Genomic DNA, 20,433 nt, shown 5'->3' with positions numbered 1-20,433 from the left:
AAAAAAGCACTAACTATAAAACATTGGATAACAACATCCAAGCCTTTTACATCCAGAAAATAAATCTACTTTGAATTGAAGAGAGAAAGGAATAGTGACTTCCGCCAGCCGCTCCCGGCACACGAATTCACAACTGTGGCTGCTCCCTTCCGGGCCTGACCAAGTCCGCTGTTAGTCGTTGCCGGGTGACCGGCGAAAGTCGGTTGGTATTATCTATGAAACAACAAGATTACTCAAGCACTGTTGGTAATATTTTGTTTATAAAGTGAATTGAAATTTTTTCTTTTCTCTTCTCTGCATGAATGGCACTTTCAAGTGCATCCAGAACATTCATTAGAAACTTTATATTTACCTTTAATTGTTTTTGCAGGTAACTTTCTGCTTTTTCATCAAAGTTAATTCCTTTTTGTGCAGCCATTTTGAAAAAAATGCTCCATGTTTGTTTTCTGTTTAACGGTTTTATTTGGTGTGTTCGACCTGATAATAAGCGAGATCGCAAATCGGGCAACTTCCACAGCTCGTTTTTAGCGGAGAATTGACATGAAAGTATTAATTTTTTATTGTACTGCCGAACCTCATTAATCCAGAAAAACAGTGATTCTTCAAGCAAACTATCGCCGGCAAGTTTTTCAATACCATCAAGACATAAAACATCAAACATTTGAATCAGAGAAACATGTGAGCGATTGGCGATATCTGTAGTTGTTGGAATAACCACAGAGATACCATCTCGTTTCAGCTTTTCAACCAATCCGGTCAATAGATGGGATTTCCCGCTTCCTTCAGCGCCATAAAAATAAAATAAATTTTCAGAGTCAGCTGTTAAAAAACTATTTATTGATTCAACTAGCGAATCATTTTCACCAACTTCAAAGTTTTCTAATGTTTGATAATTCTGATTTGGAAAATTCAGAGGAATTTGTGCATTATTTTTGCTCATCATCTGATTCGCTGTTTTCATCGAGTTCTTCCTTGCTGGATAGTCTAATTTCTTGTTCGTCTCCATACATTTTACTGTTGATATAGTTTTGGTGGGCAAATCTCAACAACACCATCACAACAGCTGCAATAGGCAAACCAAGCAAAATACCAACAAAACCAAAAAGCTGACCACCCGCAAGCACCGCAAATATGACAGCAACGGGATGAAGCCCGATTCGGTCGCCAACCAGCCAAGGAGTCAAAACCATGCCTTCAAGTAATTGCCCAATACCAAATACCAATAAAACATAAATCACATAAGTGACATCACCAAATTGAATGAAAGCAATAATCACTCCTACAACCATCCCGGTAATGGCTCCAAGATAAGGAATAAACGAAACCAAACCGGCTCCCATTCCAATCAGCAATGAAAAATCAAGTCCTATTATCCATAGACCAATAGTGTAAATAATTCCCAATGCCAGCATCACTGAGAACTGACCACGCAAAAAAGCACTCAGAACAGAGTTCGATTCTGTCACCAATTTATTAATTGTCGGATAAACCGGACGAGGAATCAGCTCTCCGACTCTTGCTGTTAAGATATCCCAATCTCTCAACAAATAAAAAGTTACAACAGGAATCAGCAACAAATTCATCAACCAATTAACTACAACTAAGCTGCTCTTTGAGAGTGATGCTAATAAATTTTTAGCAATACCACCCGCTTCATTCCAATGACCTTTCAATAAATCAGTTACCTCAGACATATTAAAAATATCGGTCTGAATACCAAATTTTTCTTTCAACCAGGGAGATATATGCTCACTCATCCAGACAAAATACTGTGGTAAATTGGTAATCAGTTTGCTGATTTGATGTTCAAGAGTTGGAATTAAAAATAACAGAATAATAAATACAATCAATGTCATCATAAAAAACACAATAACAACTGAAAGGGTTCGGCTTAATTTCCAACTTTCGAGTTTATCAGCCAGAGGGTCAAACAAATAAGCAATCAAAGCACTCACTGCAAATGGAGTCAGTATTGGAGAAAGTAGATAAATAAAGAATCCCAATAGCAGAAAAACTGCCATAAAATACCAACGGTTCGAGCTAGAAAACATGATCTTTATTCCCCTTTATTTTGCATTTGTTTTTCATGTTCAACAATAGCTTTCTTTCCCCAAAAATAAATATAGTGAAAGCCACTGGCAATGGTTAAAAATGTAACAAGATAAATAAATGCTTTGATTATAAATGACTCAACCTGATAAACTGATAGATGAGCTAATAAAACTAATATCAATAAAATTTGGAAAGCCGTATTTAATTTACTGACAATACTGGGTTTGGCCTTGTCAACTTTTACTATTGTAAAGTGATAAAAAGTCGCTCCGGTTATGATAACGACGTCTCTTGCCAGAATCAGAATCAAAAGCCAATGCGGAACAATACCTTGAACTGCAAAAACAAGAAAACAACAAAGCATCATAAACTTATCAGCTAACGGATCAAGCACACCACCGAGCCAATTTTCCCAGCCGAATTTACGAGCAAGGAATCCATCCAGTACATCTGAAAAACCGGCCGCTAATGCAACATACAAAGCATATTCATATTGTTTTTCCAACATAAACCAAACCAACGGAATCATTGCCAAAATTCTTCCAATTGTAATAGCGTTCGGTAAATAGCTTAGCCAAGTCATAATTCCTGATTAATTACATCAAATATAAGTCTGTTTATGGGGTTATTTTGATTGCGTTCAAGGAAGTTATCATTTTCAAGTATTTCTAAAAATGTATCACTTGATACGATTAAATCAACTTTTAGAATCAAACTTCCCTTTGAAGCGGCGATGATATCCAGTTGCCTGACAACCGATAACTTCTGTAAGTATTTTTCAACTTCTCTGACCTGATCATAACCTTGAATCGAATGAACTTCGATTTGAACAGAGTGATTTTGCAAACTTGAGCTGTTAATTCGGCGCAAGGATGCATACTTATCAAAAATATCAGCCATTACCGAAAACCAAACAATGTCTTCGTTTTCTGAGGTTTCCTGGAAGTGCTTTAAAGTCATATTGCCGTTTTTATCAAAATAACCGGAACGCACTTTGACAATACCTTCATCTCTTTCAAAATAGATCAGTGAGCTTTGTTCGGTATGATATCTCTCAAGCGATTGTTGGCTGGCATCATAAGTTAAAGTTTTAACCGACTCTTGTGAAACTTCAAGCATATCACTTTCATCAAGTACAGGATTTGTGAAAATCAAACCTAATGATTGACTCCACTTGTTAAACCAATAAGTGAACTTTTCATCATTGTATGCATAGTCCAGTCCTTTTTCACGAGACAGACTAAATTCTTCATCATGTTCAATCCATTCTTCTTTTACTGCCCACAACATAATTTCTTGTCTTTCATGAGGAAGCAGTGAAAACCCGGCTTTTTGTACCATTTGCAATATAAAATCTTCATCCATAACGACATGAAACCAGTATTTGCTCACATCGCTTGATAAATATTTACGTTCGATTTTTTCAAAATAAGCTCGTTTGACTGCCGGTTTTGGATTGGTTTCAAGAAAAAGCGGATTTTGCAAAATATCAAAAATATTCTCACCCGTGTTCATTGCCAAAATCTGGGCAAAAGCCTGACGAAGTTTTATCGGATCATCGAGATTAGTATCCTCTGATAAAATAAATGTCCGGGTTGCATCAATTGAATTTGCAAAAGCTAATGAAATACTTATACAAAGCAATAAACACAAAAAAGTTATCTTTCTTTGCATAAGTTTCCCTCTTGATAAGAACATTATTCTCATAAATTATATTTTTCCATATATCTCTTGTTCAGTTCCTGTTGTCTTCCCTCGAGATTAATTTTTCTACCATCAATATAGGCATCGGTAAGAATATTGCCTTTCATATCCAAAGCATCTCCTTCAGTGATTATCAGTGTAGCACTTTTACCTGTTTCCAATGTCCCGTAAGACTTATCAATTCCCAGAATTTTTGCTGTTGCTGATGTTATCATTTGTAGTGCCTGCTCTTTCTCCATGCCATATCCAACCAAGGTTCCGGCAGTGAAAGCCAGATTTCTGCCACTCATTACTGATGGATAACCAAGAGCTGTTGGAACGCCTGCTTTTTGCAGCTTAATTGCTGTGATGTAACCATTGTCAACAGAATGATCCGAACGATCCGGCAGTTTGTGTACTCCGTTGACGATAACTGAAACATCGGACTTTTTAAGAAAATCAATCACCGGCTCAACTCCCTGCCCTGCCACTAAAACAATATTTTTCACTCCGGCTTCTTGCAGGAAAGTAATTGATTCTATGATTGCTACAGGGTTATCAGTATGAACATAAACCTTTCTGCTTGATGTAAAAACAGGCTCTACTGCTTTCAGTTTCAAATTATCACTTTGAGATTTTGAGTTAGCTGTATTTTTAGCATCTATAAACAATGATTTAATTGAGTTGACCTGAGTTTGAAATTCTTTATTCTCTTCTTTTTTCATTGTAAAAGTGGAGAAATCAAACCTATTCTGTACATGATTCGGCCAATTAATATGCAATGCATCATCCGCAACCACAGTAGCATCTTCCCAATTCCAGGCATCCAGTTGAACGATTGAAGATAAGCCACTGACCAAACCACCTTGTGGTGTGACTTGTGCCAGCAATATTCCGTTAAATCTCAGAGTCGGAGTGATTTCCGAGTCTGTGTTATACGCTGAAATGGATCGAATATTCGGATTGATTAATCCGGTTTCCGCATCATCTTTTGTCGCCTTAACGGCACCGATTTCGGTTAATCCTAAATTTGTCACAGGCAAAATAAACCCCGGATAAACGTGTTTGCCTTTTAAGTCAATATCAGTTGGTTTCCATGCCATTTTGAAATATCCAACTCGGGTTATCTTACCATTCTCGAAAGCAATGGTTGCATTTGGAAGGTATTGTCCGTTACCCACATGAATGTTCGCATTGTGATAAACCACACTTTCCTGTTGATCTGATGGAGCCGGTGGTAAAGCTGAAACGGCTGCCGAAAATACGATTAAAAATATGAGTTTTTTCATAGCACTTCCTCCGTTAAATATTCATAGCCGGTGATACTGTCACAATGCATTTGTTTAGCCGGTGGTTTTGCAGATGGTTTCTTCGGTTCTGATGATTCATTGATGGCTTTGATAAGACGTTGCCTTTCTTTCTCAATTGATGATTCAATTTCTGTTTGTTGCTCTCTGTCAAACAATAAACGCCCATCAACAAAGGTTTTCTCTGCTATTGCGTAAATGCTTGTTGGGTTATCATTCCAAAGCACAATATCGGCATCTTTTCCAACTTTGATACTTCCCATTCTATCATCCAGATGAAGTAGTTTTGCCGGGTTCAAAGTTACCATTTTCAATGCTTCTTCTTCAGATAGACCGCCATATTTTATAGACTTGGCTGCCTCCTGATTGAGTCTTCTGGACATTTCCGCATCATCGGAGTTGACCGCAGTCGTCACCCCAACCTTGGTTAATATTGTGGGGTTGTAGGGAATCGCATAATTCACTTCCCATTTATACGCCCACCAATCGGAAAAAGTCGAAGCCCCCACACCGTGTTCCAACATCTTATCAGCAACTTTATATCCTTCGAGTATATGTGTAAATGTATTCACTTTGAAATCAAAATCTTCAGCCACATCCATCAACATATTGATTTCTGACTGAACATAAGAGTGACAAGAAATAAATCTTTCGCTGTTAACCACCTCCAAAGTGGATTCATGCATTAAATCTCTTCGAGGTGGCGGTGTCTTTGCTTTCGCTTTTTTACTCAGCTTATTGTAATCCTGCCATTGTTTCTCATAAGCTTTGGCATTTGTAAAAGCATCTCGATAAACTTGCTCAACTCCCATACGGGTGAGCGGATACCTGCTTGAGTTTTCAGAACGTGAGCGTTTGACGTTTTCACCCAACGCGAATTTAATATATTCATCAGCATCTTCAATCAACAACTCTTCACCGACAGCTCCCCAACGCATTTTTATTAAAGCCGATTGTCCGCCAATTGGATTCGCCGAACCATGTAATAATTGAGCGGCAGTCACACCACCAGCCAAATTCCGATAGATATTAATGTTATCTGAGTCTAAAGAGTCTTCCATGCGAACCATTGATGAATTGACTGCAATGTCATTGACTGACAATAGAGCGATGTGTGAATGCTCGTCAATAATTCCGGCCGTGATGTGTTTTCCGCTGGCATCAATCACTTTATCTGCTTTTACTTTGAGTTTTTGCCCAACATCACTGATTTTGCCATTTTTGATAAACACATCGGCTTCTGTCAGAACTCCATCTGATTCATTAGTCCAGACAGTTGCATTTTTTAGCAAAACACTGCCGTAATCTTGTATCTGATGCATTCCATAAGCTGAAAATGGCTTGGGAATCTGAGGAATATTGAGTTTATCAACTTCTTCTTTCTTGACATCTTGGACATCATCAATTCTTTGGAGTTGCCATTCCGGAAGTTGCCCGGGAATATTTTTTGCCAAATTATTCTCAATCAACCCAAATAACTTCTCGGTTTTGTCTTCTGATTTTATCTCCAGAGTCACGAAGTCTCCTTCGCTTTTGAAAGAAAACTTATCCTTATTTTCTTCATCGGTTGATTTCAGATTGGTCTTTCCTTCAGATATCGTCAATTCCAATTCGATCTTATTATCTTCTTGCACCAATTGGTATTTTCCGGATGAAAGTTTGACAAAATCTGAAAGGACGTATCGCTGTCCATTAATCCAGCTTTCGACCAATTGACCGTCTTTTGAAAATAAATCACCCTGTGAAATCACAAAGTTAGCATACGCTCCTTTATTCAAATGACCCAAGTTCTTATTATTCAATATTTTGGCAGGAACACGAGTCAGTGCAGCCAAGACTGAACTTTTTGGAAGTCCTTTCTCAACAGCTTTGCGTAAGTCTTTGATGAAGTCTTTGAGGTTTCCACTTGCCGGTGTGATTGCAAATTCAATGTCGTTTTTATGCAAATAGTAAAAATTATACGGTGATAATTCCCATTCCTTCATCTCTTCGTATGAGGCATCCCAAGCGTCAAGATCATTACTTACATCCGGTGCTTTGGAGTAGTTGATTGGAACAATTAAACTTCTGCCCAGCTTCTTGATGGAATCAATATGTTTGTAATCATCACCGGAAGAGTTGATAATGATATTTTTACCAAATTCTCTTGCCAACTTATCTGCCAACATTGTTTGTTGCCAATTTGAGGTATGAAAAATTGTCGGCAAATTTTCAGCTTCGTTCAATGCTTGTAAGTCCAAGTCCACATACATTCCATTTTGCTGTGCATACCATTGAGCATCTAGCCATGTTTGTCTGACAAGTGAGGATGCTCCCATGAGTGAAATTGGAAATAATTGTTTCGAGCTACCCTTATTGAATGACAAGTGAAATGATTGCTGAGAATTTAAAATACTTTGTTGCTCAGAATCATCGTCCAAACTCACTAAAGCAGATGTTCCACGCATAATTCCATCGTGTTTTGAAATGAGTGCTGTTGTAAAGCCGGATTTTCTTAATTCTTCTGCTTTTTTTGAGTCGTGATTAAACTCACTCACCGCGTTAAAGGAACTCTTTATCGCTTCATTGGTATTAACCGCACCTGGCAAAGTATTGTCCCAAACTTCTTTTCCAAAAAAAGAAAATGGTTCCGTTTTCGGAGCTTCTTTCAATCCATAATCACTATCCATCAAGATAAAACCGGGATAAATATAAGCCCCATTCATGTCATGAACAACAGCATTTTCCGGCACCTTAATTCCATTACTGATATTTATGATTTTATTATCTTTAACAAGAAGTGTTGCATTAGAAACAAGGGTTTCTGAGTCTAGATATATTTCAGCATTTGTTAGGGCATAAATTGTGTTACGTTCATCTTTTACACCATTGATACGATCAGTAGGAATTGTTTTTGCTAGAGTATTAAAGCAGATAAGCAATAATGTGAGTGCGATAAATTTAGATTTCATATTTTATTTGATTTTAAGGATTCTACTAAAAAGTTTGGAGGTTAATACAGGGTTATTACTTAACCAGGATTGAAGGAGAGCTCTGTTTAATTCCGCTCCGACCAAATGATATATTTTTTTATCATCAATGAACAATCTCATTCCTTCATCAGGATAATAGATAAATGTCCAATGATCATGTTTTTGTACTGATGGAAGTTTATTCAGAAACATATTGATCATATGTTGTGAAAGCCTGAAACTTTCTTCCCTGTCTTTAAACTTGTCTTTGAACTGACGATAAAACAGTTTACTGACATCTTCTTTGGAATATTGAATCAATAACCAGTCTAATTCTATTTTTACAGGAAAAAGTCCTTGTTTGATTTCGTCAATATTTTTAACTCCGTATGGAACTGACAGCTTAATCTTGTATGGAAAAAGAAAGCCTTGTTCGTAGGTTCCTTCACCAATTTCGACCCAACGAGTATCCCTCTCAGCATATAGTGATGCTGAAAAAATCAGGAAGAAAATAAAGCAAATTCGTTTCATCATCAGCATTACATATTTGAGTAGTTCGGACCTCCGCCACCTTCCGGAGTCACCCAAGTAATATTCTGACTTGGGTCTTTGATATCACAGGTTTTGCAGTGTACACAATTTTGCGAGTTTATTCTAAAACTTGTCACATTATTTTCTTCAACAATTTCATATACAGCCGCAGGACAATATCTTTGTGCCGGCTCATCCCACTTTGCCAAATTTACATTAACCGGTATCGTTTCGTCAGTTAGCTGCAAATGACACGGTTGGTTTTCTTCATGATTGGTGCTCGACAGGAAAACCGATGACAATCGATCGAAACTGATTGTATTGTCCGGTTTTGGATATTCAATTTTCTTAGAGTCTTGTGCCGATTTCAAACAACTGTAATCAGGTTTGCGATTATGCAGCGTGAATGGCAGTTTTCCTCTGAAAATATTTTGATCAATAAATGTAAAAGCAGCGCCAAAAAATGTTCCGAACTTATTCAAGGAGGGTTCAAAGTTTCTCGATGTTTTCAACTCTGAATAAACCCATGAATTCTGCACGGATTCCGAATAATTTGTGGAAACATCTTGCGAATCTTCTCTCAATAAATTTTCCGCAATACTTTCGGCTGCTAACATTCCGGTTTTCATAGCGGTGTGAGTTCCCTTGATTTTCGCAGGATTCAAAAAGCCGGCATCACAACCGGTCAAGCAAGCACCCGGGACTTCGAGTTTCGGGAGAGATTGCATTCCGCCTTTATTCAGCGCTCTGGCACCGTAGGAAACTCTTTTGCCGTTTTCAATCACATTTTTTATCACCGGATTGTGTTTCCAGCGCTGAAACTCCTCAAACGGACTGAGATAAGGATTATCATAATTTAAAGCAACAATAAAGCCTAATGCCACCTTGCCTTTTTCATAGTGATACAAAAATCCGCCGCCTTCAGTGTGATTATTTAAAGGCCAACCCAACGTATGGACAACTTTTCCGGGGTGTGACTTATCTTCATCAATTTGCCAGATTTCTTTGATGCCAATGCCATAATGTTGCGGATCAGCGTTTTTGTCTAATTCAAATTTCTCAATGAGTTGTTTTCCTAAGTGCCCACGACAACCCTCAGAAAAAATAGTATGCTTCGCTAAAAGCTCATATCCGGGTTCAAATCCGGCTTTTTCATTCCCTTCTGAGTCTATGCCCATATCGGCGGTAATCACCCCTTTAACTTGGTTGTTTTCATCATAAACGATTTCTGATGCGGGAAAGCCCGGAAAAATATTTACACCAAGGTTCTCCGCCTGTTCACCCAACCAACGGCATAGATTGCCAAGAGAAATGATGTAATTACCGTGATTTCTCATCGGTTTTGGAATTAAAAAGTTAGGAACTTTTGTGGATTTTTGTTGAGAACGCAAATAGTAAAATTCGTCACCACTCACTTCGGTTGTCAGTGGTGCTCCCATGTTTTTCCAATCGGGAAACAATTCATTCAAAGCTGTTGGTTCAATAACCGCTCCGGAAATGATATGAGCTCCAATCTCCGAGCCTTTCTCAACCAAAGCAATCTGCCAATCTTTGCCTTTTTCCTGTGAAATTTGTGCCAACCGTATCGCTGCTGAAAGCCCTGATGGACCACCTCCAACAATTACAACATCAAACTCCATCGATTCTCGTGTCATTACCTTTTCTCACAAACAAAAAACCAAGTTTCACATTATAACTGGATTGTTTGTAATTTACAGAAAATTAAACAACAAAAAAAGCCGGTTCATATCAAACCGGCTTTATCATGTTTCTTTTATTGTGTTAAAAATTATTCAAAGCCATCTTTGAATATTAAATCTCCACAATGAACATAATCAGCAACCATATTGTATTCTGCTATTCTGGAATTATTTAGATGCTCTTCAACTTTCACATAATAAGTTCCCGGTGACAAAGGATCTGTATCGCAAGTTCTGTCGATTGTTGAAAATAACGATGGGCCTGAGTCATCATCTGATTCAATTAGCTCAAGAGTTGGAAAAGGATTATATCTATATAAAAACATTTCGGTATCACCAGAAGTCCCAAAAGTTCTAAGAACAACATCTGCATTATCACCACTTGGAATGGTAAATCGATACCAGTCCTTATCACCTGTTGCACAAATGTTATGTGCTTGAGGTGTCCCTGAATTCAAAACTGTACCCAACAGAGCAATTTCATCATCCTCATAAGCATCAACAATACAATCTTCTACCGTCAAAACTTGATTAGCTACCGCAATATTGTTCGAACAAGCTGTTCCATTACATAACAATTCGTTACCATACTCACCATTCACCGACATCAAAACACCTAAAGTATAATCACCGGCTGCCAAACTATTTGGAATAGTTACATCACTTGTAAATGTACGAAAAGTATAAGTTGAGATATCATCTGAGTGTAAATCTGAGCCAATCAAGGTATCGCTTGTCGAAATCAACTCATTCGTTGATGCCATAATAAAAACAGGAATATCGTTGGTTAAATTGGTAAAACCTGCATTCAAAACAGAATAGTCCATTGTCAAATGCTCCCCTTTTCCAACTAGCGTCTTACTAATACTTTTATGAGGAACTCCATCAAACAAATATTCCGTAATATCAACCATGTTTGTTGGTGGACGTATTGTTACATCGGCTGTCATAAAATTGTCCAAATCAGTTCTCTTCCCGGTCGTTAACAGAGTATCGTGAGCCGATCCCACACGATTGGATGTTGAATGAATACCGACAACGTATCTATTTCCATCAACGTATTTCCACGATGGTCCGCCACTATGGCCTCCATAAATAAATGCACTCAGTTCAATACGAAAATCGGTAGTACTAACTACATTATTGGAATCAAAACCTTTATATTGAACAACTGTAGCCATCTGGGACATACGGTGTTTCAATGATAACCAATTAAAATTTAACAGAAGCACCCGGAGTGCTGTCTCTGCCCATCCAACCGGTTCTTTGACCCATATTTCCTCGATCCATATAATTACACCCCAATCATGATCATGATTATGATCGACAGTCCAACCAGAATAAGATCTCGCGAGTCGCCCTTGCATGCCCATAAGGCCAATCACCACAATAGCCCGTTCCGCAATCAAAGGAGCAACCTTATCCGTTTGTGCCGGAATTGCCCAAACATCATCAGCCCATTTCTGATCCGATCACCATCATCATTGGGATCAAAGTTATAAATACAATGCCCCAGGTCACAAGATGAAAGTTACCTGCTGACCAAGCACTACAATTGTAATAATAATCAGTACCGCCAACATTAAAACGCATCGTCACCAGTTTAGGATGGTATTCCATGGATAGCTGGTTGTATCCAAATATGGGGTCGGAGCTGTTGGACCTACACCTAAAGTATTTTCTAAACTCTCAGAATAAAGAGCTTCGCCGCTAATTGAGCAGTTCCTATCCCAGAATCAGGCGGTCATTTGAGGCTTTTCTACAAATGGTTTAACTTCATAAATACTGCTCTAATATCATAAGCGGCTTCTTTTCTTTGCTCCTCATCTGCAGTTTCAATCGAAGTATAAACACGGCCCTGCGGGTTTGGAGCCGGCTTATAATTTTGCTTTAGAAAGTCCTCTTCAACATCTACTACTTCTGCTTTAATCGCAGACACTAAAATGACTAACATCAATAAAAATAATGTGTTGATAATCCTCATTACATTCCTCCCAAAAGGAAAAATTATATCACCCAAGGATTATTTATTCCATTTAGAAAAATAATATTTGATATAAACTTAATCCTTAATCAAGCTTTCTTTAAATCTTAAAGATTAAGTTTCATAATTTATGAATAATGACACACAATACCAGCTCTGATAAAATAGCGAAAATCAGATATTCAGCATACAACTCATGTCACAAATAGCTATTTGGAAACCCAATTCAGAATCTATCAGTAACTTACAAATCACCAAATTTATAGAGTTTGTAAATAGCAAATATGAATTGAACATCAACAATTATCAGCAGTTGCATCAATTTTCAATCAATGAAGCCAGTCATTTCTGGCAGGCTGTTGTTGAGTTTTGTGAAATTGATTTTATCAGGCAATCTGATACTGTTTTTGTCGAAGGGAGTCACAAAATCGATAGCGAGTGGTTTGTTGGTGGAACATTAAATTATGCTCAGAACATTCTAAAAAACCGTAGCGACAAAATCGCTATTGAGTTTGAAAATGAAAAAAGAGAATATTGCCAATATTCATATCAGGATATTTATTCTCAAGTTGCGCGATTACAGTTTTTTCTGAAACAAAAAGGTATCAAAAAAGACGATGTGGTTGCCGGTTTTTTACCGAACATTCCACAAACAATCATTGCCATGCTGGCAACAACTTCGCTCGGAGCCATTTGGACTTCGACCTCACCGGATTTCGGTTTTGAAGGTGTAGTGGATCGTTTTGGACAAGTGGAAGCAAAAATTTTATTCACTACTGACGCCTATTATTACAATGGCAAAGCTCATGATTGCCTCGAAAAAGTTAAAATTATCAGAGAGAAAATCCCGTCGATTGAAGATGTTATTTTAATTCCATTTGTGAACCCCAAAACCGAAAATAGCGATGTAACTGTCTGGAGTAACGCTCTAAATAACAACAATCAAGAGGTTTATTTCGAGCCGGTCGAGTTTAAACATCCTTTATATATTCTTTATTCTTCCGGAACAACCGGTAAGCCAAAGTGTATTGTTCATGGACATGGTGGAATTCTACTGCAACACAAGAAAGAACTGGTTCTGCACAGTAATGTGACAGAGGAAAGCAAACTGTTTTATTTCACCACTTGCGGCTGGATGATGTGGAACTGGATGGTTTCGACACTGACAACAGGTGCGGGTTTGTTTATTTATGACGGTTCTCCATTCTATCCCGATGGCAATCGCTTGCTGGATATGGTTGAAAAATACAAAATTACACATTTTGGAACCAGTGCCAAGTGGATTTCTGCGATTGAGAAAGCAGGAGTGATTCCGAATCATAACCGTCAGTTTGAAAATCTAACAACTATCTTTTCCACAGGCTCACCTTTGATGCCGGAAAACTACGATTTCGTCTATAACAACTGGAAATCGGATGTTTGTTTGTCTTCAATTTCCGGTGGGACAGATATTTGTTCTTGCTTTGCTCTTGGAAATCCCGCACTTCCGGTTTACAAAGGTGAACTCCAATGTTTAGGGCTGGGTTTGGACGTCGCTATTCTCAGCGATGACGGAGAAAGAGTATTTAATGAAGCCGGAGAACTATCCTGTATGAATGCTTTTCCTGCGATGCCGGTGAAATTCTGGAACGATAGCAATGATGAAAAATACAAAAGTGCCTATTTCGACAAATTTGACAATATCTGGTGTCACGGCGATTTAGCCAAAATTACTGAAAACCACGGATTAACAATTTATGGTCGGTCTGATGCCACCCTCAACCCAGGTGGAGTACGAATCGGTACTGCCGAAATTTATCGCCAAGTGGAAAAATTACCGGAAGTGATAGAATCTATCGCTGTTGGCCAAGACTGGGATGGAGATGTTCGCGTGATATTATTTGTTGTTCTTCAAAATAAGATGCAACTCAATGAAGAATTAACAAATAAAATTAAAACCACAATTCGCAGTAACACCACTCCACGCCATGTCCCAGCGAAAGTGATTCAGGTGACAGCGATTCCAAAAACCTTGAGCGGCAAAATTGTTGAAATAGCAGTTCGTAATGTTATCCACAATCGCCCTGTAAACAACACCGACGCACTCGCAAATCCGGAAGCATTGGAACAGTATCGAAATTTAAAGCAGTTACAAAGTTAATTAATCTTTTACTGGAGAAGCATCGAATTTATTCAGGCAACCGACCTCTTCGTACCACGGTGCTTTGTTTGCATAAAAGATATTGTGCCTTGGTTTTATATCAGGATCATCATCCAATGTGCCTGCCGGAACAACAACCGCCTTTCCACTCTGAGTATTCCATGGTAATGAAGAACCACATTTCTTACAAAAAGATGTGGCAAAATGTTTCGTTTCAGGGAGTTCATACCTTCCGACCATTTCCTCACCGGTTATCCACTGATAACTGTTCCGGACTTATAGAGACCTTTGCTCGAAACACAAGAAATTTGAAAAAATGTTAAACTACCATAGTTCACAAAATTTATTAAAATCATGTCTTGGAAACAACTTAGCCAATCAAGCTTAGCCGACTCATTAGCTAGTCACCATAAATCCCTTGAAGAACTCGATGATATTCATGAATTACTGGACTGGAGTCGAATTGAAGCTCATCTGAGAGATATGTTTTCATCCAAACGAGGAGAGCCGGCATGGCCTCCGCTATTAATGTTTAAAATCATGTTACTGCAACAATGGTATAGACTGAGTGATGAAGGCATGGAAAAACAATTGGCACGAGATTTATTATTTCGTCGTTTTACCGGACTTGGTTTAAGTGATGGAACACCGGATCATACTGTTATCTGGCGTTTCCATAAACTGATTGGAAAATTAAAACTGGCAGAAGTTTTATTTGAAGAAATCAACCAACAACTTTGGAACAAAACATTATGATTAGGAGCCGGAGGAGTCAGTATTATTGACGCCACAATAATCGAAGCCAAAAAAACTCTCGTCCTAAAAATGGAAAAAGCGGTGAGAATACACAGGATAAAGATGCTGCTTATACCAGTAAAAAGGTTCAGATGAGAAGCTCAAAACCACTTATGGTTTTAAACTTCATGGTAACAGTGATGAAGATGCCTTTTTTACAAAATACACCTGTACTGCCTGCCAATGAGCATTGATTCTAAACAATTTAAGAACACTACAGGAGAGGAATCTCAAGCTTATGCTGATAGTGCCTATAAAAGCAAGGAACATGATGAGTATCTTCAAAGGAACAAAATAAAAAATGAAATACACGAGCGAGCCCACCGCAACAAGCCTCTGACTGGAGAAACAAAGGCTGGCAAATACTTGGAGGTCTCAAGTTAGGAACCGTGTTAAAGTGTGTTCGGCATTCTGAAGCTACATTATGGCATTGCCAAAGCAGACATGGAGGATTAATGCAATTACATACATCAATAGGCTTTGCTGCCATGGCATATAACCTTAAAAGAGCGGTAAAAATACAAAATAGTTGTGCCTGAAATATGGCAAAACACCCCGATTAGCCCTCAAAAAGCTAGTCGGGATTAAGAAAATCGGAACAAATAGTGGTTTTTTATCGAAAATCGAAAAAATCAGAAATTTTTATGAATCAAGCAAAGGTCTCTTATAATAATATTTGAAGCATGAGCCGAACCTGTAAATTTCCGACATCTGGAGCAGTGGCAGTATTGAAAAACCATTGCATCACCTGAATATTGATAACTAACCTCACCACATAAACAACTGCCTTTCACTTGTTTTTTATCCAAAGCACTCCTCTGACCTTATCTTGAGATTTCTATTATATCTTTGTAAAGTAAGTTTAAGGTTATTTTTTAACAAATCTTGTTATGGTTCGAATCCGTTTCTGAAAATCACATCATTCTCATAAGTTTCATCGGCACCAACATCAAAAGCTCCAAAAACATTCCCCGGTACATTGGGATCATCCCAACCTCGAATTTCATAGTCTATATCTTGTTGCAAAGTCCCTGCTTTTGAATTATCACAATAGTCAACAGCCGGTGAAAGAGCCGAGTCAATATGAAAATCCCTATTACCTGGATTCACAAATACAGGATCATCAACAATTGAACGGGTTGCAGTTGGAATTTAGAATTTACTTGATAGGTGTCAATTTATATTAGTGGAAATTGGATAAGAAAATTGAGTATTGCATATAAAAAAGGGCAGAATTGCCTGCCCTTTTTTGATTCATGACACCTACTCAATCAAAGCTCTTTCATTCCTTGAATGAGCTCACTGACAGCATCTTGTGCATCGCCAAATAGCATCTTGGTATTATCCTTGAAGAACAAGCCATTTTGAATCCCGGCAAAACCAGTTCCGCGACCACGTTTGATAACAATCACATTTTTTGAGTTATCCACTTCCAGAATTGGCATTCCGTAAATAGTTGAGCCGGGATCATCACGCGCTGCCGGGTTAACAACGTCATTTGCCCCGATAACCAAGGCAACATCAGCCTGATTGAATTGAGGATTGATATCTTCCATATCTTCAATCATATCGTAAGGAACACCGGCTTCAGCCAGTAACACATTCATGTGTCCCGGCATACGACCTGCAACCGGATGAATAGCAAATTTAACATCTACACCGTTATTTGTCAGCATTTGTGTTAGTTCCCATAATTTATGTTGAGCCTGAGCAACAGCCAAACCATAGCCGGGAACGATAATAACGCGCTCTGAGTATGCCATCATAATTGCAGCATCAGTTCCTTCAACTTCTTTCATTTCGCCTTGTTCACCGCCGGAGGCAGACTCTCCGCCACCCATTGAACCAAACAGTACATTGCCCAAAGAGCGGTTCATAGCTTTCGCCATGAGTTGGGTCAATAAAGTACCCGCAGCACCAACTAGCATACCGGCAATTATCATGGCTTCATTCTGTAGCACATAACCTTCGAAAGACACAGCCAGTCCGGTGAATGCGTTATAAAGCGAAATCACAACCGGCATATCTGCACCGCCAATCGGCATGGTCATTAAAATGCCTAGAACCAAAGCGCCACCGAAAAATATCCAGATATTCATGGTTTCCATGTGCATGTAGGTATAAACACCGGCTGCTATTACAGCAATTGCGAATAACGCGTTGAAAATATTTTGTCCCGGAAATGTATAACGCTTATCAATGAGACCTTGTAGTTTTCCAAATGCAATCAAAGAACCACTCAATGAAATCCCACCAATAAACACACCAACCAATGCCAGAGTTGTCGCAACCGGAGACATGGAGTGTGCCGTATTCGCTGCTTTGAATAATTCCATTGCGCCAATAAATGCAGCTGAACCACCGCCCATACCGTTATATAGAGCCACCATTTGTGGCATATCGGTCATTGCTACTTTTTTACCGCTAATCCACGCAAGAACTGTGGCACTGGCTAGAGCTGAAATAATTAAAACCTGATTATGCATTCCATCAGTAAAGAACGTAGCCAATGTGGCAATTACCATTCCCACACCGGCCCAAACAATACCACCACGAGCGGTCGCCGGAGCACTCATACGTCTTAAACCAACAATGAATAACACCGCTGCGACAAAGTAACTGACTTTAATCAACAGAGACATACTGAAAAAACCACCCATTATTTCTCTCCCTCTGCTTTTTTATCTTTTTTCTTACTCTTGAACATTTCCAGCATTCGTTCCGTCACAACGTAACCTCCGGCAGCATTACCGGCTCCTAAAAACACAGCAATAAAACCAAATACCTTTTCAAGCTGTGTATCTGCATGTCCCAATGCCACCATAGCTCCAACCAGCACAATACCGTGAATAAAATTCGAGCCGGACATCAAAGGCGTATGCAATACAACCGGCACTTTGGAAATAATTTCATTCCCGACAAATGCCGCTAACATAAAAACATAAAGTGCTACAAATCCGTCAATCATATTATTTCCCCACTACCATTGGATGAACGGTCTGCCCATCTTTTGTTACGTTACTTCCTGCCAAAATATCATCTTCCCAATTGATTTCAAATCCACCATCTTTGTTCATCAAAGACAGTAAATTCCACACATTTCGTGAATACATTTCACTCGCATGAATGCTTAATGTCCCAGCCAAATTAACCGGACCAACATAAGTCACACCGTTTTTCACGACGGTTTTGCCTTTTTCGGTTAATGCGACATTTCCGCCACCCTCTGCTCCTAAATCCACAACAACTGTACCCGGTCTCAGATTTTTTGTCATTTCCTCAGTAATCAAACGAGGAGCCGGACGGCCGGGAACCGCCGCCGTTGTAATCAAAATATCAACCTTTTTCAAGTAATCGCTTAAAGCGTTTTGTTGTTGCTGTTTCTCTTCATCGGTTAAATCGCGAGCATAGCCACCTTCACCAACGGCCTCAACGCCTAAATCGAGGAATTTCGCACCTAAAGATTTAACCTGCTCAACGGTTTCCGGGCGAACATCATAGCCCATAACCATTGCACCCAGTCTTTTTGCAGTTGCAATGGCTTGAAGTCCCGCAACACCTGCTCCAATAACCAATACCTGAGAAGGTCTGATTGTACCGGCTGCCGTTGTCAGCATTGGCAAAAATTTGGGAGCTTCAACAGCTGCCATCAAAACCGCTTTGTAACCGGCTGCTGAGGCTTGCGAAGATAACGCATCCATTGACTGAGCTCTTGAAGTTCTTGGAACTAACTCCATTGAAAAAATGGTGATATTTTTCTTATTTGCCGTTTCGTAACGGTCTTTATCAGCAAATGGAGCAATCATTCCTAACAGGACTGAGTCATTCTTCATATTTGTGATTGTTTCATTGGATGGTGCTGAGATACATACAATCACATCTGCTTTAGATAAGACAGCGTTTGCATCTTTTACAATTTCACATCCGTCATAATCTGCATCCAAGAATCCGGCAGCATTTCCGGCCCCTGATTGCATGAGAACTTTCCATCCTGCTTTTATTATTTTTTTAGCGGTTTCCGGCACCAGCGCAACTCTTCGCTCCAGTTCTGTCACCTCACTAACAAATCCAACAGTTATTGACATAAACTACCCTTTCTTGTTTTAATCACACATTATTATGCTAGTATTTAGCCAATGATGCAAACCCTTATTCGATTATATTAGCGATTACTTATGAATACATCTACCAACCAAAACATATCAGCATTAGAACTGTTGTTGAACCGTCGTTCAGTTCTGTCCAGAAACCTTACAAAACCGGGTCCATCTGATGAGCAATTAAACACCATTCTTGAAATTGCCTGTCGCGTCCCCGATCACAGAAAACTGGAACCTTGGAGGTTTATAATTGTCAAAGACGAAGAGCGCAAGAAACTTGGAGAAACCTTCTGTGCTATCCGCCAAAAGCAATGTGATTTAACAGAAGAACAAATTCAGGCTGAGAAAATGCGTTACTCACATGCACCATTGGTGATTGTGGTGGTATTTTCACCGGTCGAACACAGAACTCCGGTTTTTGAGCAACTTTTATCATGTGGTGCGGTTTGTCAACATATTAACATTGCAAGCTCCGCCTTGGGATTTGGTAGTCAGTGGGTGACCAACTGGTGCGCATTTGATAAGGAAGCAAAGAATCAGTTAGGGTTAAAAGCTCATGAATCCATAGCTGGATTCTTTCACATTGGAACTCCGGAGTGTATTCCTAAAGATCGAACCCGCCCTAACATCGATGAAAAAGTAACATATTACAGATCAATTTAAATCAAATAGCGAGAATCAAGATGAACACAACAAGTCAGAAAATTCTAACAATTTCATTGATAAGCTTTATAGTAGTTTTTATTTCTGCATGCGCAAATACGCAAAACAAAGGAAATAAAAGCTATATGCCTTATGCAGAATATATCAGCAATAATAATTTACAATCGGTTAAAAGTATTAACACTTTTAAATTTATGGGTTGGGCTGAATTAGATAACAAACATCTTATTATTGATAGCAACCATAAAAAATCCTATTTATTGACACTGGCAAGTTACTGTAATGATTTAGACATTACCCATAACATTGCCTTGAATCAGTCTTTCAGCACAAAACTCAACAGTAAATTTGACAGCATCATTGTACCAAATAATCCGCATTTTAAATGTACCATTGATGAAATCTATCCAATCACTAAAGAGCAAAAACAAGAAATATTAGATTTAGGAAAAGTTATGAAGCAAAGTGATGAAAAATAACGATTTTTAACAAATGTTAAATTACTTGAACCAATTCACGTTTTAGTT

18 protein-coding genes, 1 other RNA gene and 1 pseudogene are annotated in these 20,433 nt (G+C 38.6%); 4 read left to right on the top strand and 16 right to left on the bottom strand.

Annotated features, from left to right (window positions below; translation table 11 throughout):
* Positions 1–99 precede the first annotated feature (99 nt).
* The 11 genes from ffs to R3F25_11500 all read right to left on the bottom strand — a co-directional run bounded on the left by ffs (position 100) and on the right by R3F25_11500 (position 12,208).
* Positions 100–195, bottom strand: an RNA gene (gene ffs, locus R3F25_11550) — signal recognition particle sRNA small type.
* A gap of 34 nt (positions 196–229) precedes the next feature.
* Complete coding sequence (locus R3F25_11545) at positions 230–961, bottom strand: DnaA/Hda family protein (GenBank protein MEZ5497438.1); 732 nt, start codon at positions 959–961, stop codon at positions 230–232.
* On the bottom strand, positions 927–2,051 hold the full coding sequence (locus R3F25_11540) for an AI-2E family transporter (GenBank protein MEZ5497437.1): 1,125 nt from the start codon (positions 2,049–2,051) through the stop codon (positions 927–929). Before R3F25_11540 ends, R3F25_11545 begins: the two co-directional genes overlap by 35 nt.
* A gap of 5 nt (positions 2,052–2,056) precedes the next feature.
* Positions 2,057–2,635: a CDP-alcohol phosphatidyltransferase family protein gene (locus R3F25_11535; protein ID MEZ5497436.1), complete on the bottom strand. Its 579-nt coding sequence runs from the start codon at positions 2,633–2,635 to the stop codon at positions 2,057–2,059.
* Positions 2,632–3,726, bottom strand: a complete 1,095-nt coding sequence (locus R3F25_11530) for a DUF2066 domain-containing protein (protein ID MEZ5497435.1) — start codon at positions 3,724–3,726, stop codon at positions 2,632–2,634. The genes R3F25_11535 and R3F25_11530 overlap by 4 nt, the downstream gene beginning before the upstream one ends.
* Before the next feature lie 29 nt (positions 3,727–3,755).
* Positions 3,756–5,024, bottom strand: a complete 1,269-nt coding sequence (locus R3F25_11525; GenBank protein ID MEZ5497434.1) for an amidohydrolase family protein — start codon at positions 5,022–5,024, stop codon at positions 3,756–3,758.
* Positions 5,021–7,993 carry an amidohydrolase family protein gene (locus R3F25_11520; protein ID MEZ5497433.1) on the bottom strand — a complete coding sequence of 991 codons (2,973 nt, stop codon included), beginning with the start codon at positions 7,991–7,993 and terminating at the stop codon, positions 5,021–5,023. The genes R3F25_11525 and R3F25_11520 overlap by 4 nt, the downstream gene beginning before the upstream one ends.
* 3 nt (positions 7,994–7,996) lie before the next feature.
* The gene (locus R3F25_11515; GenBank protein ID MEZ5497432.1) at positions 7,997–8,527 is read right to left on the bottom strand and encodes a chalcone isomerase family protein; all 531 of its coding nucleotides are present in this window, start codon (positions 8,525–8,527) and stop codon (positions 7,997–7,999) included.
* Positions 8,528–8,532: 5 nt separating this feature from the next.
* Complete coding sequence (locus R3F25_11510; protein ID MEZ5497431.1) at positions 8,533–10,179, bottom strand: electron transfer flavoprotein-ubiquinone oxidoreductase; 1,647 nt, start codon at positions 10,177–10,179, stop codon at positions 8,533–8,535.
* Between the two features lie 134 nt (positions 10,180–10,313).
* Positions 10,314–11,414, bottom strand: a complete 1,101-nt coding sequence (locus tag R3F25_11505; protein MEZ5497430.1) for a pre-peptidase C-terminal domain-containing protein — start codon at positions 11,412–11,414, stop codon at positions 10,314–10,316.
* Between the two features lie 569 nt (positions 11,415–11,983).
* A complete protein-coding gene (locus tag R3F25_11500) occupies positions 11,984–12,208 on the bottom strand; it encodes a hypothetical protein (GenBank protein MEZ5497429.1) in 225 nt (74 codons plus the stop codon).
* A gap of 196 nt (positions 12,209–12,404) precedes the next feature.
* Here R3F25_11500 and R3F25_11495 point away from each other — a divergent pair, with 196 nt between their 5' ends.
* Complete coding sequence (locus R3F25_11495; protein ID MEZ5497428.1) at positions 12,405–14,348, top strand: acetoacetate--CoA ligase; 1,944 nt, start codon at positions 12,405–12,407, stop codon at positions 14,346–14,348.
* Here R3F25_11495 and R3F25_11490 read toward each other — a convergent pair whose 3' ends face one another.
* On the bottom strand, positions 14,349–14,603 hold the full coding sequence (locus R3F25_11490; protein MEZ5497427.1) for a GFA family protein: 255 nt from the start codon (positions 14,601–14,603) through the stop codon (positions 14,349–14,351).
* Positions 14,604–14,702: 99 nt separating this feature from the next.
* Here R3F25_11490 and R3F25_11485 point away from each other — a divergent pair.
* Positions 14,703–15,682 (top strand): annotated as a pseudogene (locus R3F25_11485) (IS5 family transposase).
* A gap of 349 nt (positions 15,683–16,031) precedes the next feature.
* On the opposite strand, the gene R3F25_11480 reads toward R3F25_11485, so the two are convergent.
* From R3F25_11480 to R3F25_11465, 4 genes are all read right to left on the bottom strand, one after another.
* The gene (locus tag R3F25_11480; GenBank protein ID MEZ5497426.1) at positions 16,032–16,253 is read right to left on the bottom strand and encodes a hypothetical protein; all 222 of its coding nucleotides are present in this window, start codon (positions 16,251–16,253) and stop codon (positions 16,032–16,034) included.
* A gap of 161 nt (positions 16,254–16,414) precedes the next feature.
* Positions 16,415–17,803 carry an NAD(P)(+) transhydrogenase (Re/Si-specific) subunit beta gene (locus tag R3F25_11475; protein MEZ5497425.1) on the bottom strand — a complete coding sequence of 463 codons (1,389 nt, stop codon included), beginning with the start codon at positions 17,801–17,803 and terminating at the stop codon, positions 16,415–16,417.
* Entirely contained in the window at positions 17,803–18,111 is a 309-nt protein-coding gene (locus R3F25_11470) for an NAD(P) transhydrogenase subunit alpha (protein ID MEZ5497424.1), read from the bottom strand. Before R3F25_11470 ends, R3F25_11475 begins: the two co-directional genes overlap by 1 nt.
* A 1-nt stretch (position 18,112) precedes the next feature.
* Positions 18,113–19,228, bottom strand: coding sequence for an NAD(P) transhydrogenase subunit alpha (locus R3F25_11465; protein MEZ5497423.1), 1,116 nt, complete (start codon positions 19,226–19,228; stop codon positions 18,113–18,115).
* 90 nt (positions 19,229–19,318) lie between these two features.
* Between R3F25_11465 and R3F25_11460 the strand changes: the two genes are divergently transcribed.
* Both R3F25_11460 and R3F25_11455 read left to right on the top strand, forming a co-directional pair.
* Entirely contained in the window at positions 19,319–19,906 is a 588-nt protein-coding gene (locus R3F25_11460) for a nitroreductase (protein ID MEZ5497422.1), read from the top strand.
* Positions 19,907–19,926: 20 nt separating this feature from the next.
* Entirely contained in the window at positions 19,927–20,385 is a 459-nt protein-coding gene (locus R3F25_11455) for a DUF6491 family protein (protein MEZ5497421.1), read from the top strand.
* Positions 20,386–20,433 lie beyond the last annotated feature (48 nt).

The organism is Gammaproteobacteria bacterium (assembly GCA_041395445.1).
Taxonomy (GTDB): domain Bacteria; phylum Pseudomonadota; class Gammaproteobacteria; order Xanthomonadales; family Marinicellaceae; genus NORP309.
Note: the sequence above shows the minus strand (reverse complement) of the source record. Positions and strands in the feature narration are given on the sequence as shown.